The following is a 14,803-nucleotide window of genomic DNA, read 5'->3' as shown; positions in this document are numbered from 1 at the left end:
GGAGAAAAGAAACCTCATGACCACAACCGCTGAAGCGCAAGACACCAAAACACAGCAAAGCGCCGACCCCCAGGGCATCGAGATCACCCCAAGCGCGCAGGACTACCTCGCTGAGCTTCTGGCCAAGCAAAACGTCGAGGGCATCGCCGTGCGCATTTTCATTACTCAGCCCGGCACGCCCTACGCCGAGACCTGCCTGGCGTACTGCCGTCCGGGGGAAGAAGAGCCCGATGACGTCGCTTTGGAGCTGGAGAAAATTCGCGTCTTTCTGGAAAAAAACAGCGTCAACTTTCTGGAAGAGGCCGTGGTTGACTTCAACGCCGATCGCATGGGAGGGCAGCTGACCATCAAGGCGCCCAACGCTAAAATGCCCAAGGTCAACGCCGACAGCCCGCTGGAAGATCGTATCAACTACGTGCTCTACAGCGAAATCAATCCGGGGCTTGCCGCCCACGGCGGTGAGATTCGCCTGGTTGAGCTGACCGACGACAACGTCGCCGTGCTGTCTTTCGGCGGCGGCTGCCAAGGCTGTGCGGCGGTCGATATCACGCTCAAACACGGCGTTGAGCGCACCTTGCTTGAGCGCATTCCCGAAATGAGCGGCATTCGCGACGTTACCGACCACTCCGACACCACGAACGCGTACTACAAATAGCGTCGCACTGTCGTTTCCCGTCCTCCGACGCCCCGCTTACTAGCGGGGCGTTTTGCGCTGTAGCGTTGTTATTCAGTATCGCCATTCTGCGCCGGCGTGGCCGCAGGCAAACTGGCTACCTGATGCTGCAAAGCCTCCAGCCGCTGGCTCAGGCTGGCCTGCCAGCGAGCATCCTGGGCGTGGCGCTTGCGCTCTTCTTCCAGCGTGTGCTGCGTCCGATGCAGCTGCTCTTGCAGACGCTGGGCGCGGCGGCGGGCTTCTTCGGCGGCGGCTTTTTCCTCCTGCAAACCGCTTTTTAGCGCCTCGCCGTGGCGCTGCCAGCTTGCACCGGCCTCCTGGGCGGCTTTTAGCTGGTGCTGTACCTGTTCGTTTTCTTCACTGAGCGCTTCCAGGCGTTTCTCAAGCCGGCGCGTGCGCTTTTGCTGGGCCTTGTGGTCGTCGGCACGCTCTTGGCGCACGCCGTCCAGCAGCGCCAGCAGTTTTCCCTCAGTGGCTTCGTTGCGCTGCTGCTCTTCGGCGAGCTGGCGGTCAAAGGCCTCTCTCTGCTCTCTGACCTCATCGCGATGCGCCTGGTCTTGCCGGGTCAGCCTGGCGTGCTGCTCGGCGCTTTCTTTTTTCAGCTTCTCGCTTTTCTGCTCGGCGCTATCGCAGCGTGCGGCGAGCTGCTCTTGTTTTTCACGGCTTTCGGCAAGCTGAGTGCTCAGCCCTTCGATGTGCGCTTCCCGGTGGCGCAGGTGCTCGGCCAAGGCGCTTTCCCGCTGGGCGGCATTGTCGGCTTCCTGCCGGGCCTTTTGCGCCTCTTCCTGCGCCGCCGCCACCTCACGCTTGGCCTCTTCACGGTAATGGGTGAGCCCTTCATTGGCAGCTTCCTGGGCCTGGCGCCACATATCAGCTGCCAGCGATACGATCGCCTCCGGTATTTCTCGAGGCGAGGGCACATCACGATTTTTCTCGCACTCATCGCGCCAGCGGCGGACATGATCGCTGATGGTGGTAAAGCTGCCCGTGCCCAACACTTCGCGAATGCGCTGCACGCTCGGGTTATCGCCCCGGGCAATGAGCTCATCAATCGCCCGGCGGACGTCGGCGTATTGAATGCCGCTGCGTGCCATCTGTTGCCCTCTCTGTTTTGTGCCTGCTGGCTTTGGTGATTTTGGCGGCTGCTTGTTTGCGCAGCTGCGTATAGGCGTATTGTCAGCATTGAGGTGATAAAAAGCAATAATTACATAATACGTATTACGTAACTTTTATTATGAAATCGCCTATAAATTCAGGATTACCCGCCTTATCTTGAGTTTTTCTTTGCGTAACGCCAGACTAAGCCCACACCTGCAAGGAGCCATACAGCGACCATGACAGATATGCCCACTGCGCTGAATACAACGCTTCCCAGCGACGGTGTCATTGACACCCCGAGCAGCGATAAAGCGCTTATTCAGGCAACAACGGACGGCCAGGCCGTAGCCCAGTGGCTGGCGGAATACCGCGATACGCCGCAGACCCTGCGTGCCTACCGGCGCGAGGCCAAGCGGCTTTTGCTGTGGCTTAACGCGCGCGGTATATGCCTGGCCGAGGTGAATCGTGAAACGCTGCGCCGCTTCGAGGCGTTTTTGGCCGACCCGCCGGCAGACTGGTGCGGCCCTACGCGGGCCGAGGATCATCCGGACTGGCGCCCGTTTCGCGGAGCACTGTCACCGGCCAGCCGGCGCCAGGCGCTGGTGATACTGCAGGGCATGTTCGGCTGGCTGGCAGAAGCCGGGTGGGTCGCCCACAACCCGTTCCGGCTGATGCGGGATAAATCGCGCCGGCTCAACAATCAGCGCACGCGCATCGAACGCTACCTGGAGCGGGATCTATGGGACTGGCTGTGGCAGTGGCTGAACCGGCCGCTGGCCGTTGAGGCCACCCCGCGCACGCGCTATAAGCAGCAACGCCTGCGCTTTGCGTTTGGTTTTGCCTACCTGCTGGCCCCTCGCATCAGTGAAATGGCCGCTGCGCGCATGGACGACTTTTACACCCGAGAAGGGCGCCTTTGGTGGCACGTGGTGGGAAAGGGCGACAAGCAGGCCGAAGTGCCGGTGCCGGATGATTTTGCCACCTGCCTGAGACAGTGGCGAGAAACGCTCGGCCTGGCGCCGCTGCCGGGCCACGATGAAGCGACGCCGCTGATGCGCGCGCTGGACGGCAAACGCGGGATCACCGATAACCAGCTCTATCGGCTGATGCGCGATACCTTCATGCGCGGGGCCGCAGCGCTAAAGGCCGAGGGCGGCGACCCCGCTTGGGCGGCGACCCTGCGGCAGGCGACGCCGCACTGGCTGCGCCACACGTCGATTACCCACCAGGCCCAGGCCGGCATTGATTTGCACTACCTTGCAGAAAGTGCGCGCCATTCACGGCTGGATACCACCTCGCGCTACCTGCACACCGAAAACGCCCGCTGGCACGCCGAGCAGCAGCGCCACCGCCTGATGCCCGCACCGGACGAAGAACGGCCCGGCGTTTCACCGGGGCGCTAACGCGTTATAATGCGCCCGTATTCACCTGACGAAAAAGGACTCGCCATGAGCGCCGAACAGGCCCAGCAAGAGCTCGTTGAAGAGTTCGAGATGTTTGACAACTGGATGGACCGCTACCAGTACATTATTGACATGGGCAAACAGCTGCCGACTTTCCCCGAGACGTGGAAAATCGAGGAATACAAGATCAAGGGCTGCCAGTCCAACGTCTGGATGAACCACGAAGAGCAAGACGGCCAGCTGACGTTTTACGCCACCTCGGATGCGGCCATTGTGTCCGGGCTGATCGCGGTGCTGCTGCGCATCTACAGCGAGCGCAGCGCCGAGGAAATCTGCGCCGCCGAGCCGCATTTTCTGGCCGACCTGGGGCTGGATAAACACCTTTCGCCCACGCGCAGCAACGGCCTGCACGCCATGCTGCAGCGCATCTTTCAGGTGGCCGAGCAGGAAGCCGCACGCACGCCATGAGTGCCGACGACCCGCGACGCCACAGCCCGGCAGCAAGCCGCAACCGCGAGCCGATCCTGGCGGTGCTGCGCGAGCATCTGCCGGCCAACGCCCGGGTGCTGGAGCTGGCCAGCGGCAGCGGCGAGCACGGCGTCCATTTTGCCCGCGCCATGCCCGGCTGGCTGTGGCAGCCAAGCGATACCGCACCGGAGGCGCTTGCATCAATTCAGGCCTGGCGGCGGCTTGAGCAAAAAGAAGGGCGGGGCGATAACCTGCGGGCTCCGGTCGCGTTGGACGTCATCGCCGGCTGGCCGGATGGCTGGCGCGACACGACGTTTGACGCCGTGGTGGCCATCAACCTGATTCATATTTCACCCTGGCAGGCCACCGTCGCGCTGATGCACCGGGCAGGCCAGTATCTTGCGGAAAACGGCATACTGTTTCTCTACGGCCCGTACCGGCGTCGGGGCATGCCAACCGCGCCTGGCAATCGAGCGTTCGACGAAGACTTGAAAACGCGCAACCCGGCCTGGGGCCTGCGTTGCCTGGAGAGCGTCGAGGCTGAGGCAGCCGCCCACGGTTTGGCACTGGATGCCGTGGTGGAAATGCCGGCCAACAATCTGAGCGTGGTCTTTCGCCGCCGCGCCGCTTAACGGTCGGCGCCCTCCGACTGGCGCGGGCGAAAGTGTTCGTCGAGCTCGGGGTCTTCCCGGCACAGGGCCTCGCTTGGCCCGCCCGGTACCGGATCGATGCCGCCGTCGCTCCCCGGATGGCAGCGGACGATGCGCCTGGCAGCCAAGACAACGCCCCTGAGCGGGCCGTGCACCTTGAGTGCCTCCACCGTATAGGCGCTGCAGCTGGGCCAAAACCGGCAGCGCGGTCCCAGCAGCGGGCTTATGCCCCACTGATACCCTCGCACGATCCCAACCAGCACCGCCGTCAGGCCGCGGCGTAACAAGCGTGTCACGGCGTGCTTCCGTAGAGGCTTGCCGGGTCCACCAGCGGGGCGCTGGCGATGCGGGGCGTGGCCGTCACATCCACATAAAAGCAGCTGCGCCGGCCGCTGTGGCAGGCCGCGCCGGTCTGGTCTACCTGTAGCAGCAGCGTGTCGCCGTCGCAGTCGAGAAAGGCGGCCTTGAGCCGCTGCTGCTGGCCGGAGGTTTCTCCCTTGCGCCACAGCGTGCCCCGTGAGCGAGAGAAATAGCACACGCGGGCGGTGCGCAGAGTTTCTTCCAGCGCTTCGCGATTCATCCACGCCATCATCAGCACTTCACCGCTGTCGTGCTGCTGAGCGACGGCAGGAATCAGCCCGTCGGCGTTGAAGCGCGCCGCGTTCAGCACTTCCGCGGCGGCGGGCAGGGCATCGTCGGGCCGGGCGCTTTCCAGCCGTTTGAACAGCGTATCGGCGGGTTCACTTGCGATAAGCGGCATGGCAGGGTACTCCCGATGAAGTTAAGGGGTGTCAGACAGTGTCTGGCAGCGCGTACATAAACCGATCAGTTCGATGGTCTGGCGTTGTACGGCAAAGCCGGCGCGGCGGGCGCGTTCGGCCAGCTGCTGGCTGATATCGTCAAAATGGATCTCTTCTACGTAGCCGCAAGTGCTGCAGATCAGCAGCTGAAAGCCGTGGGCGTGCTCGGGGCAGGCGCAGGCGACATAGGCGTTTTGCGACTCGATGCGATGCACCAGCCCTTGCCGGGTTAAAAACGCCAGTGCGCGATAGATCGTCGGCGGGCGCGCCGCGGCGTGCTCGGCAGACAGCTGATCGAGCAGGTCATAGGCTTTCAGGCCGCCGCTGCTGGCGGCAATCAATTCCAGCACGCGCCGGCGTATCGGGGTGAAACGTGCGCCGCGCGACAGACAGCGGGCTTCCGCCTGCGCCAGCAGGGTGTGCAGTTCACTCATGGGCGACCTACCTGAAAACGGCTAGGCATCGGTGGCACCGGACGGCTCGACAAGCTCGCTTTGCCGGGCAAAGTGGTGCTGCGAGAACGCCACGCGCTCGGCAGGCGAAACATCGTCAGGCTGACGCTCGATCAGATCAAGCCGGCGGCGCAGGCCCTCGCCGTTGGTCATCTGAATGGCAAGCCCCGGGCGAGCGTTCAGCTCCAGCAGCATCGGCCCGTGCTGGCGGTCAAGCACCATATCGGTGCCCAGATAGCCAAGCCCGGTCATTTCATAGCAGCTGGCGGCAAGGTTCAACAGCGTATGCCACTGGGGAACGGCAAGGCTTGCCAGGTCGTGCCGAGTATCCGGATGCTGATGGCAGGGCAAATCAAACTGCACGCCGCGCAGCGCCTGGCCGCTGGCCATGTCGATGCCGACGCCGACCGCCCCTTGATGCAGGTTGGCCTTGCCGTCCGAGGCCGCGGTGGAAAGCCGCATCATGGCCATGACCGGGTAGCCCTTGAACACGATAACGCGAATATCCGGCACGCCTTCGTAGGTATAGGCCATCAGGCTGTCTTCAAAGTTGATCAGCGTTTCGACCACGGCCACGTCCGGCGAGCCGCCGAGCGAATAAAGCCCGGACAGGATATTGGACACGTGACGCTCGATGTCGGCAAGCGTCAGGCGCGTACCGCTGGGCTTGAAAAAGCCGTCGGCATCGGCGCTTTCCACCACCAGAATGCCCTTGCCGCCGCTGCCCTTGGCCGGCTTGATCACAAACCCCGGGCACCCCTTGAGCATGGTGCCCATGCGCTTGACGCTGAACTGGGTTGTAACGGTGCCGATCAGCGCCGGGGTGGTAACGCCGTGGCGCTGTGCCAGCAGCTTGGTCTGCAGTTTGTCGTCAACCAGCGGATACAGCCGGCGGTCATTATAGCGGCCGATATAGTAGATGTTGCGCCGGTTCATGCCCACGATGCCCTTGGCTTTCAGGCGCGAAGGGCGGGCCCAGTGACGTAGCCAGCTCATGTGCCGGGCTCGTCGTCGGTAATGGGCTTGAAACGACGCAGTTCAAGCAGCCGATAGCCGGTATAGTTGCCCAGCAGCAAAATCAGCGCCATGAGAATCAGCTGCACGCCCAGAAAGTTGAAGGTGATATGGCGTACCACCGGGTTGTTCATCGCCAGATAGACGACCACCGCGGTCATCAGGCTGCCGCCGCCTTGGATCATTACCTCCTTGGGGCCTTCTTCTTCCCAGAGAATCGACATGCGCTCGATGGTCCAGGAAAGAATGATCATGGGGAAGAAGGTAATGGTCAGCCCGGCGTTGAGCCCCATGCGATAGGCAATCACCGAAAAGACAGAAATAATCGCAATAACCGTAATGATCACCGCCGACACCCGCGCCACCAGCAGCAGGTTCAAATACGACAGATAGTTACGAATGACCAGCCCTACGGCCACCACCAGCAAAAACCCCAGCAGCCCGGTGATCAGCGATGTCTGGATGAACGCCAGTGCGATGAGCACCGGCATGAAAGTGCCTGATGTCTTGATGCCCACCAGCACGCGCAGAACGACCACCACCAGTGCGCCGATGGGAATCAGCAAAATGGTCTGAAACAGCGCCTGTTCTTCCAGCGGCAGGCTGTGAATCGAAAAATTCAGCAGGGTATCGTCGGAATGATGATTGCGCACCGCCGCGGCGGCCGGCTGAGAGTGGGTCAGCATGGAAAACGTCACGCGCGAATCGCGACCGCCTTCCACCTCCAGCACGGCCTCACCGCCGGCTTCCCACAGCAGCAGGTTCTCCGGCTTGCCTTGTTCTCCGGTGGCCGGGTTGAACAGCCACCATTGCTGGTCGTCTTCGCTGTATACCTGTATCCAGCTGTTCAGCGTTTGTCGGCGGCGGCCGTTTTCAAGGGTCAGGCCGCTAACCGCGCGGGCCCTTACCTTAGCCTGGTGCAGTAGCCGCACAATCAGCTCGGTGGCTTCAAACTGTGTTAGCAGCAGGCGCGCGTTTTCTCCCTGCCGCTCGCCGTTGATGTCTCGAATCAGCTCACGCGCAAAGGTGGCGTTATCGGCACTGCGCGACCAGGCGCGCTCGATGACCTGACGCGCTGCGGTGCCGTAGGGGCGCTCCCAGGCCGTGGCAGCCGCCAGCTTGGGCGGCGGCGGGGCATTGACGCGAGACTCCGGGGAAACCAGCAGCTGAACGGAATAGTAAAGCTGCTGCTGGCCGACCGCACTGCGAGTCGTCCAGTTGGCGCGTCGGCCGTACGCACTGGCCTCGTAGGCCAGGCCGTAGCCCGACGAGGCGGTGTTTTCGGTCAGTACGCGATACCCTTGCTGATGCGAGGGCAGGGCAAAGTCAACCGAGACAGGCCCGTCTTCAGCGTTGAAGGTGATCATCGCCTCGACTTCCCAGACCTGGCGCTGTTCGCCGGGCAGCCAGGGAATTTCGAACTGCAAATGGCGATGGGCAGTCATGGCGATGCCGGCAGTCAGCAAAACGCCGACGATCAAGTAAAACGCGAGCCGTGACATGCAAAAATCCTTGTGAGCAAAGCGGGCGCCAAGCAGCCGCGCGCTATGGGGCGTTATCTCTTGCAGGCGAAGCGGCGTCGTCTTTGTTTGAACCGGCGTTCTGCTCAAAGGAAGGTCGCTTGTGAATATAGCGCTGAGCCACGTCGATCAGCGCGATATCAAGCAGAAATCGCCGACCTAAAAGCACCGGGTAATCCAGATGGGCGCGGTCGTTGAGGGTAAACGCCACGTTTTGGCGAATCGGCCCAAGGGTCATCAGCAAAGAGATCACCGGGCGCGTTTCTTCGCCGGTTGCCTGAACAATCCGCACGCGGCGATCAACCGGCGCTTCAATCCATTTGCCGCGCTGGGCATCCACCACGGCATCGTCGTCAGTCAGCGAAAGCTTAAAGCGTACCCAGTCATCGCCGTCGCGCTCAAACGCGGTAATATCGTCAGCCGAGAGAGAAGAGGTCTTGGCACCGGAGTCGATGCGTGCCTTGAGGTAGGTTTCCAGTTTGGGCAGTCCCACCCATTCATTGCGGCCCACCAGCGTTTTTGTGCTCAGCAGGCTGTCGGCTTCACAGGCTTTGCGCACTACGGTGGGCTGGTCGCTTTGCTTTTGCAGCGCTGAGATATCCTCGCGCAGGCGACGCAGCAGACCGCCGACTTCTCGTACATCCGCCGTCAGGCTCTGGCGATAGCGGCGCTGATCCGCCAGCAGGTCAGACGCGTCACACTGCCGGTCAACCTGTGCTTGCAGCTGAGCCATACGCGCATCGAAGGCCGGCGTCGTTAGCGGGGCAGGCGTCGGCGTTGGCGGCTGTAGGAAAGAGCAGCCGGCAAGCGTTAGCGCAAACATCGCTGCCAGCCCGGCAAAGCCGTAGCGCATACGAGCATCCTTGGTTTATGACAATACGCGATGATAAGGACAATGCCGTTGCGTTGTCCATTGCTGGGGCATCCGGGGCATAAGGTTTTTGCGATATACACACTTGGTGCACGTTTGCCTGCAAGCGCCTTTCTATGCGGATCCTTGTGGGTTCCGCGATTTAACATAATATATATTATGCGAACCTATGCGTTGGCCAGTGATTCTGCTTTCTCTGCGTTTCCAGCCGTATCCCCCATACCGAAAAGCCTCGCACGTGCGAGGCTTTCAGCGGCGGCCGGCAGCTCATCAGCCAGCCGCCGGCCTGGTACAGGCGTGACGCTTACTGTTCGCCGGCCGGCGCGTAAGAGCCGTCTTCACGATGCACTTCGTTACCGGTCAGACCGGGCGTGAAAACGCAGGCCAAATGCATGGTCTTGGAAGCGCGCAGCAGATGTTCATCGTGCTGGTCGAGAATATAAATATCGCCGGGCTTGATCGGCCAGATCTTGCCGTCGGCCAGCGTTTCCACTTCCCCTTCGCCTTCCATGCAGTACACGGCTTCGAAGTGGTTTTTGTAATGAATGTGGGTTTCGGTTCCGGCGAAAATCCGCGTGATGTGAAACGAGCAGTTTCCGCCGTCGTCGGCCAGCGACAGACGCGTGCTGTCCCAGTTGCCGTTTTCCGCGGTTACTTTGCGATCGGTCTGACGCGCTTGCTCAAGGTTGCGAACAATCATGGTTAAGGCTCCCAAAAAAAGCGGCCCGTAGCGGGCCGCTGGAAAATCAGTTAAGCGGCTATCAGTTGGCTGATACGTCCGTTTACCGGCTTTATGGTATCGGCGCTGCGCCGGCGCGCAACCCTTTATGCGGTAGCCGCGGCCTGTTTGCCTGTTACGGCTTTTACAGAAGCTTCAAGGATATCGAGACCCTGCTGCAGATCTTCATCGCTGATGGTCAGCGGGCACAGGCATTTGACCACTTCACCGTCGTGGCCGCTGGTTTCGATGATCAGGCCGTGCTCGAAAGCTTTGCCGGTGATCTTATCGGCCACGTCGCCGGTCTGCACATCAATACCGCGCATCATGCCGCGACCGCGCTCGGACGCCGGCATACCCGCCTCGGTCAGCATGGCGGCCAGTTTCTGGAAACGCTCTTCGATGATCTTGCCCTTGCGCTGAACGTCTTTTTCCAGCGCATCGTCGGACCAGTACTGCTTGATGGCCGCCGCAGCCGTAATCATGGCCAAGTTAAAGCCGCGGAACGTGCCGTTGTACTGGCCGGGCTGCCACTGGTCGAGCTCGGGCCGCATGAGCACGTGGGAAAACGGCAGGCCAAAGCCGGAAAGCGACTTGGAGTTGGTTACCATGTCGGGCACGATGCCGGCATGTTCAAAGCTGAAGAACTTGCCGGTGCGGCCGCAGCCGGCCTGGATGTCGTCCACGATCAGCAGGATATCGTGGGCGTGGCAAATGCTTTCCAGGCGCTTGAGCCACTCCAGGCCGGAAACGTTGATACCGCCCTCGCCCTGCACGGTTTCCACGATAACCGCCGCCGGCAGGTCCAGACCGCCGGACTTGTCGCCCAGCAGCTTTTCAAAGTAGTCCAGCGTGTTGGTCGCCTCGCCCATATAGCCGTCATACGGCACGAAGCTGGCGCCGGTCATGGGAATGCCGCCGGTGTTTTCACGGAACTTGCGGTTGCCGGTGGTGGCCAGCGCGCCCATGGTGACGCCGTGGAAGCCGTTGGTGAAGGTGACGATGTTGTGGCGGTTTTTGACCTTGCGCGCCAGGCGAATGGCGGCTTCGACTGCGTTGGTACCGGTCGGCCCCGGCAGCTGGATCTTGTAGTCGAGGTTACGCGGCTTGAGAATCAGCTGTTCAAGCGCTTCAAAGTATTCGCGCTTGGCCGAGGTCCACATGTCAAGGCCGTGCACGACGCCGTCGGTGGCCAGATAGTCCACCATGGCTTTTTTCAGGTGCGGGTTGTTGTGGCCGTAGTTAAGCGTGCCGGCGCCGGCAAGAAAGTCGATGTATTCACGGCCGTTTTCGTCGGTCAGTCGCGCGCCCTGCGCTTTGGTGAAGACCACCGGGAAAGAGCGCGAATAGGTGCGAACGTTCGATTCCATGCGTTCAAGCGTCTGGGTCTGCATGATCGATCTCCTTTTTTGGATCGTGTTCCGGACAGTGAAAAAGATAAAGCCGCTGCGGGTGTCGTAGACCCGCTGTGCGATGACAAACCCGCACCGGCTGTGTCAATCGGGGCAATGCCTAGATGGCACTGGTCTGGAAAGGACCGATACGTACAAGGTTTTCCGGATCATGCTCACCTCCCAACTGCTCGGTCGAGAAATATTCGCGGCTGTTAAGCGGCGTCTGCCAGCGCGTTGCCAGGCGACGAAACAGCCCCCAGGAAGCCAGATTATCCGGGGTAATCGTGGTTTCGAGATGATGTACGCTGTCAAGTTCCGGACGCGTCATGATGGCCTCTATCAGCCGGCGGGCAAGCCCGGTTCCCCGGGCTTTCTCTCCGACTGCGACCTGCCACAAAAAGTAGGTATCCGGCGCGTTATCCTTGACGTAGCCGGAAACAAAGCCCACCACTTCGCCTTCTTCATTGGTCGCTACCGCACACGTATCACGAAACTGCGTAGCAAGCAAAAGATAGGCGTAGCCTGAGTTAACGTCCAGCGGCGGGCAGGACTTGATCAGCTCGTAAATACCCCAGCCGTCTTCCGCGTTGGGCTTGCGGATAAACAGCGGCATTTCCGTGCGGCCCACTACGGCGTCAGCCACGGTAGGCCGCACAAGATCAGCAGAGGGAGTAAACGGCTGTATAGGTTTGCTCATGTCGTTACGTTTGCGGTTGCGAGATTGCGGCCATGGTAACAGCCGCTTTTTGCAAATTCAAAAGTGCAATTATTCACTATGCCTTTTTCCATAATTACAGTTTATAGTTAAGATCTATAGTTCAGCTCTATAGTTCAGCGCCGGCTTAGAGTACGCAGCGTGACAAACTCTTCGGCACTGGTGGGATGAATGCCCACGGTGCGGTCAAAGTCGGCTTTTGTGAGGCCGGCGCGTACGGCAATAGCGATGCCCTGAATTAGCTCACCGGCGCTGTCGCCGACCATGTGCGCGCCGATCACCACGTCGGTGGCATCGTCTACCACAAGCTTCATCAGTGTGCGCTCGCCGCTGCCGGACAGCGTATGCTGCATGGCGCGAAAGTTCGTGGCATAAACGCGAATATCGCTGTGCCGTTCGCGGGCCTCTTCTTCAGACAGGCCTACGGTTGCAATGTTGGGATGGCAGAATACGGCGGTAGGAATGCTTGAATAATCCAGCGGCTGCGGTGCGCTCTGGGAAAAATGGCTGGCCACCAGCTGCATGGCCTCGGCCAGCGCCACCGGGGTCAATTCCGGGCCGTCGATGACATCGCCCAGCGCAAGTATTGACGGGACTGCGGTTTCAAAGCGCTCGTTGACCGGAATCTTGCCGTGCGCGTTGAGGGTAATCCCCAGCGTATCAAGCCCCAGCCCCTGGATATTGGCATGGCGTCCGGTGGCGGCGAGCACGGCGTCCACTTCCAGCACCTTGCCGTCGGTGAGCGTTACGCGATAGCCGCTTTCGCTTTTGTCGATTTGCGCGATATTGACGTTGAAATGCAGGTGGGTGCCCTTGCGCTGCATTTCGTCTCGCGTGAACGCGCGCACCTCGTGGTCAAAGCCGCGCAGAAACAGATCACGCCGATAAATCAGATGCGTCTCGCTGCCCAGGCCGTTGAAGATGCTGGCAAACTCCACGGCGATATAGCCACCGCCCAGCACCAGAAAACGCTCGGGAAAGGTTTCCAGATCAAAAACTCGGTTGGAGTCGACGACGTGCTCACAGCCGGGAAAGTCCGGCACCCAAGGCCAGCCGCCGGTGGCCACTAGAATTTTCGCAGCCGTAATATGCTGTTCGCCCTGGTCGCTTACCAGCATGACCGTATGCGCATCGACCACCGTGGCTCGCGCGTTGAACAAGGCCACGCCGGCTTTATCCAGAAGATGCTGGTAGATACCGTTAAGCCGTTTTATTTCGCCTTTTTTGTTTTCCCGCAGAGTGGCCCAGTTAAACCGGGCCGGGGTATCCAGCTCCCAGCCAAAGCCTGCCGCATCGTCGAAACTGTCGTGAAAATGCGCGGCATAGGAATACAGCTTTTTTGGCACGCAGCCCACGTTGACACAGGTACCGCCCAGGTAGCGGTCTTCCGCGATTCCCACACGCGCGCCTTCTGCGGCGGCTGTGCGCGCCGCGCGCACGCCGCCCGAGCCGGCACCGATAACAAAAAGGTCATACTCATAGGATGCTGCATCTGCCATTATGGGCTCCTGTGCAAAAGCACTGTCAATGATAAACGGTAGCGTGGCGAGTGCCGATCCGGCCGTCATACGTGCTGATACGCTAGCAGCGCAGGCGAGTGTCGTCACGGGATTTCCGGGCGCCATACGCCCGCGGCTTGCGCGCTTTCAATCGCTGACCGAGTGACGTTTTGTCAATCACCCACCGACGGAAATACGACCCGAGACTTTCATGCCAGACTCGCTAAATCACCTTCTGGATAATAATCGCGAATGGGCCGAGCATATCTGTAAAGAAGACCCCGACTATTTTGCTCGCCTGTCTCGCCAGCAAAACCCCGACTACATGTGGATCGGCTGTTCGGATAGTCGGGTACCCGCCAACCAGATTATTGCCCTGCCGCCGGGGGAAGTGTTTGTCCACCGCAACGTGGCCAACCTGCTCAACCATACCGACATGAACGCGCTATCCGTTGTGCAATACGCAGTGGACGTGCTCAAGGTCAAGCACGTCCTGATCGTTGGGCATTACGGCTGCGGCGGCATCAAAGCGGCGATTGAAGGCGGTGAATGCGGCATGGTGGACTATTGGCTGCATTCGGTACGCGAACTGTACAACCGCCATCGCGAATCGCTGGACCACCTGCCTGCCGCCGAACAGGTGGATCGCATGTGCGAGCTTAACGTCAAAGCGCAGGTCAACAGCCTATGTCGCACCAAGATTTTGCAGCGGGCCTGGCAGCGCGGTGAAGACGTCGCGGTTCACGGCTGGGTCTACGGGCTCAGCGACGGACGGGTAAAAAACCTCAACTGCACCGTTTCCGGCCTGGATCAGGTTGAAACCCTCTACCGCATTGATCGTTTGCATCCCAGCGAATGACGCCGCCCTGCCCGCTTGCCGCCCGGCGGTGTCTGCTAGGCCGTGGGACAGCGCACCCCGGTTCCTTTCAGGCCGCAGTAGCCGCCGGGATTTTTCGCCAGATACTGCTGATGGTAGCCCTCAGCGTAGTAAAACTGCGCCAGCGGACGAATTTCCGTGGTGATGTCACCGCGCCCGGCCGCGCTAAGTGAGGCCTGAAACGCCGCCGCGCTTTGCTCTGCGGCGTTTTTCTGGGCCTGACGTGTGGTCAGAATAATGGAACGATACTGCGAACCGATATCGTTGCCCTGCCGATTGCCCTGGGTGGGATCGTGGTTTTCCCAAAACGTTTTCAGCAGCGTGTCGATGCTGACGACTGCAGGGTCGTACACCACCTTCACCACTTCTGCGTGCCCGGTGCGGCCGGTGCAGGTTTCTTCATAGGTTGGATGGGGCGTTTGGCCACCGGCGTAGCCGGCGGCGGTGACAAACACGCCCGGCTGCTGCCAGAAAAGCAGCTCCACACCCCAAAAGCAGCCCATGCCCAGCACGATGACCTCGCACGCTTGAGGAAACGGCGGATGCAGCGAGCGGCCGTTGACCGCATGGGTGTCGCTGGTGCTGATCGGCGTATCGCGCCCCTTCAGGGCGCCGGCAAATAACGTCATGGCGTTTGACTCCTTCGCTTTT

General features: G+C 60.8%; 17 protein-coding genes. 5 read left to right on the top strand and 12 right to left on the bottom strand.

Annotated elements, in window-relative coordinates; all coding sequences use genetic code 11:
* The first annotated feature begins 16 nt into the window (after positions 1-16).
* Positions 17-655 carry a Fe-S biogenesis protein NfuA gene (gene nfuA, locus ACZ415_RS11005; protein ID WP_344704721.1) on the top strand — a complete coding sequence of 213 codons (639 nt, stop codon included), beginning with the start codon at positions 17-19 and terminating at the stop codon, positions 653-655.
* A 68-nt stretch (positions 656-723) separates the two neighbouring features.
* Here the strand turns inward: nfuA and ACZ415_RS11000 are convergent, their stop codons facing one another.
* Positions 724-1,767, bottom strand: coding sequence for a DNA-binding protein (locus tag ACZ415_RS11000; protein WP_344704720.1), 1,044 nt, complete (start codon positions 1,765-1,767; stop codon positions 724-726).
* A gap of 240 nt (positions 1,768-2,007) precedes the next feature.
* Between ACZ415_RS11000 and ACZ415_RS10995 the strand changes: the two genes are divergently transcribed.
* The 3 genes from ACZ415_RS10995 to ACZ415_RS10985 are packed head-to-tail and all read left to right on the top strand — an operon-like array spanning position 2,008 to position 4,274.
* The gene (locus ACZ415_RS10995; RefSeq protein WP_344704719.1) at positions 2,008-3,174 is read left to right on the top strand and encodes a tyrosine-type recombinase/integrase; all 1,167 of its coding nucleotides are present in this window, start codon (positions 2,008-2,010) and stop codon (positions 3,172-3,174) included.
* Positions 3,175-3,219: 45 nt separating this feature from the next.
* Positions 3,220-3,642: a SufE family protein gene (locus ACZ415_RS10990; protein WP_344704718.1), complete on the top strand. Its 423-nt coding sequence runs from the start codon at positions 3,220-3,222 to the stop codon at positions 3,640-3,642.
* Positions 3,639-4,274 (top strand): DUF938 domain-containing protein, encoded by a 636-nt coding sequence (locus ACZ415_RS10985; protein ID WP_344704717.1) that lies wholly within the window; start codon positions 3,639-3,641, stop codon positions 4,272-4,274. The genes ACZ415_RS10990 and ACZ415_RS10985 overlap by 4 nt, the downstream gene beginning before the upstream one ends.
* Here the strand turns inward: ACZ415_RS10985 and yidD are convergent.
* From yidD to gorA, 10 genes are all read right to left on the bottom strand, one after another.
* Positions 4,271-4,588 carry a membrane protein insertion efficiency factor YidD gene (gene yidD, locus ACZ415_RS10980; RefSeq protein WP_344704716.1) on the bottom strand — a complete coding sequence of 106 codons (318 nt, stop codon included), beginning with the start codon at positions 4,586-4,588 and terminating at the stop codon, positions 4,271-4,273. The genes ACZ415_RS10985 and yidD overlap by 4 nt on opposite strands.
* The gene (hisI, locus tag ACZ415_RS10975) at positions 4,585-5,052 is read right to left on the bottom strand and encodes a phosphoribosyl-AMP cyclohydrolase (protein ID WP_344704715.1); all 468 of its coding nucleotides are present in this window, start codon (positions 5,050-5,052) and stop codon (positions 4,585-4,587) included. The genes yidD and hisI overlap by 4 nt, the downstream gene beginning before the upstream one ends.
* Before the next feature lie 21 nt (positions 5,053-5,073).
* Positions 5,074-5,526, bottom strand: a complete 453-nt coding sequence (locus ACZ415_RS10970; RefSeq protein WP_344704714.1) for a transcriptional repressor — start codon at positions 5,524-5,526, stop codon at positions 5,074-5,076.
* Positions 5,527-5,547: 21 nt separating this feature from the next.
* Complete coding sequence (locus ACZ415_RS10965) at positions 5,548-6,540, bottom strand: alpha-L-glutamate ligase-like protein (RefSeq protein ID WP_344704713.1); 993 nt, start codon at positions 6,538-6,540, stop codon at positions 5,548-5,550.
* The gene (locus ACZ415_RS10960; RefSeq protein ID WP_344704712.1) at positions 6,537-8,060 is read right to left on the bottom strand and encodes an inactive transglutaminase family protein; all 1,524 of its coding nucleotides are present in this window, start codon (positions 8,058-8,060) and stop codon (positions 6,537-6,539) included. The genes ACZ415_RS10965 and ACZ415_RS10960 overlap by 4 nt, the downstream gene beginning before the upstream one ends.
* Before the next feature lie 43 nt (positions 8,061-8,103).
* The gene (locus tag ACZ415_RS10955; RefSeq protein ID WP_344704711.1) at positions 8,104-8,931 is read right to left on the bottom strand and encodes an ATP-dependent zinc protease family protein; all 828 of its coding nucleotides are present in this window, start codon (positions 8,929-8,931) and stop codon (positions 8,104-8,106) included.
* A gap of 322 nt (positions 8,932-9,253) precedes the next feature.
* On the bottom strand, positions 9,254-9,649 hold the full coding sequence (locus ACZ415_RS10950; protein ID WP_344704710.1) for an ectoine synthase: 396 nt from the start codon (positions 9,647-9,649) through the stop codon (positions 9,254-9,256).
* A 125-nt stretch (positions 9,650-9,774) separates the two neighbouring features.
* Positions 9,775-11,061, bottom strand: coding sequence for a diaminobutyrate--2-oxoglutarate transaminase (gene ectB / locus ACZ415_RS10945; protein ID WP_344704709.1), 1,287 nt, complete (start codon positions 11,059-11,061; stop codon positions 9,775-9,777).
* A 118-nt stretch (positions 11,062-11,179) separates the two neighbouring features.
* On the bottom strand, positions 11,180-11,758 hold the full coding sequence (gene ectA, locus ACZ415_RS10940) for a diaminobutyrate acetyltransferase (RefSeq protein ID WP_344704708.1): 579 nt from the start codon (positions 11,756-11,758) through the stop codon (positions 11,180-11,182).
* A 134-nt stretch (positions 11,759-11,892) separates the two neighbouring features.
* A complete protein-coding gene (gene gorA, locus ACZ415_RS10935) occupies positions 11,893-13,275 on the bottom strand; it encodes a glutathione-disulfide reductase (protein WP_344704707.1) in 1,383 nt (460 codons plus the stop codon).
* A 211-nt stretch (positions 13,276-13,486) separates the two neighbouring features.
* On the opposite strand from gorA, the gene can reads away from it, so the two are divergent.
* Positions 13,487-14,134, top strand: coding sequence for a carbonate dehydratase (can, locus tag ACZ415_RS10930; RefSeq protein ID WP_344704706.1), 648 nt, complete (start codon positions 13,487-13,489; stop codon positions 14,132-14,134).
* Positions 14,135-14,169: 35 nt separating this feature from the next.
* Here can and msrA read toward each other — a convergent pair whose 3' ends face one another.
* The gene (msrA, locus tag ACZ415_RS10925; protein WP_344704705.1) at positions 14,170-14,781 is read right to left on the bottom strand and encodes a peptide-methionine (S)-S-oxide reductase MsrA; all 612 of its coding nucleotides are present in this window, start codon (positions 14,779-14,781) and stop codon (positions 14,170-14,172) included.
* Between the last annotated feature and the right edge of the window lie 22 nt (positions 14,782-14,803).

It is taken from the genome of Halomonas cibimaris, assembly GCF_055379665.1.
This window is presented reverse-complemented; position numbering and strand designations above follow the sequence as displayed.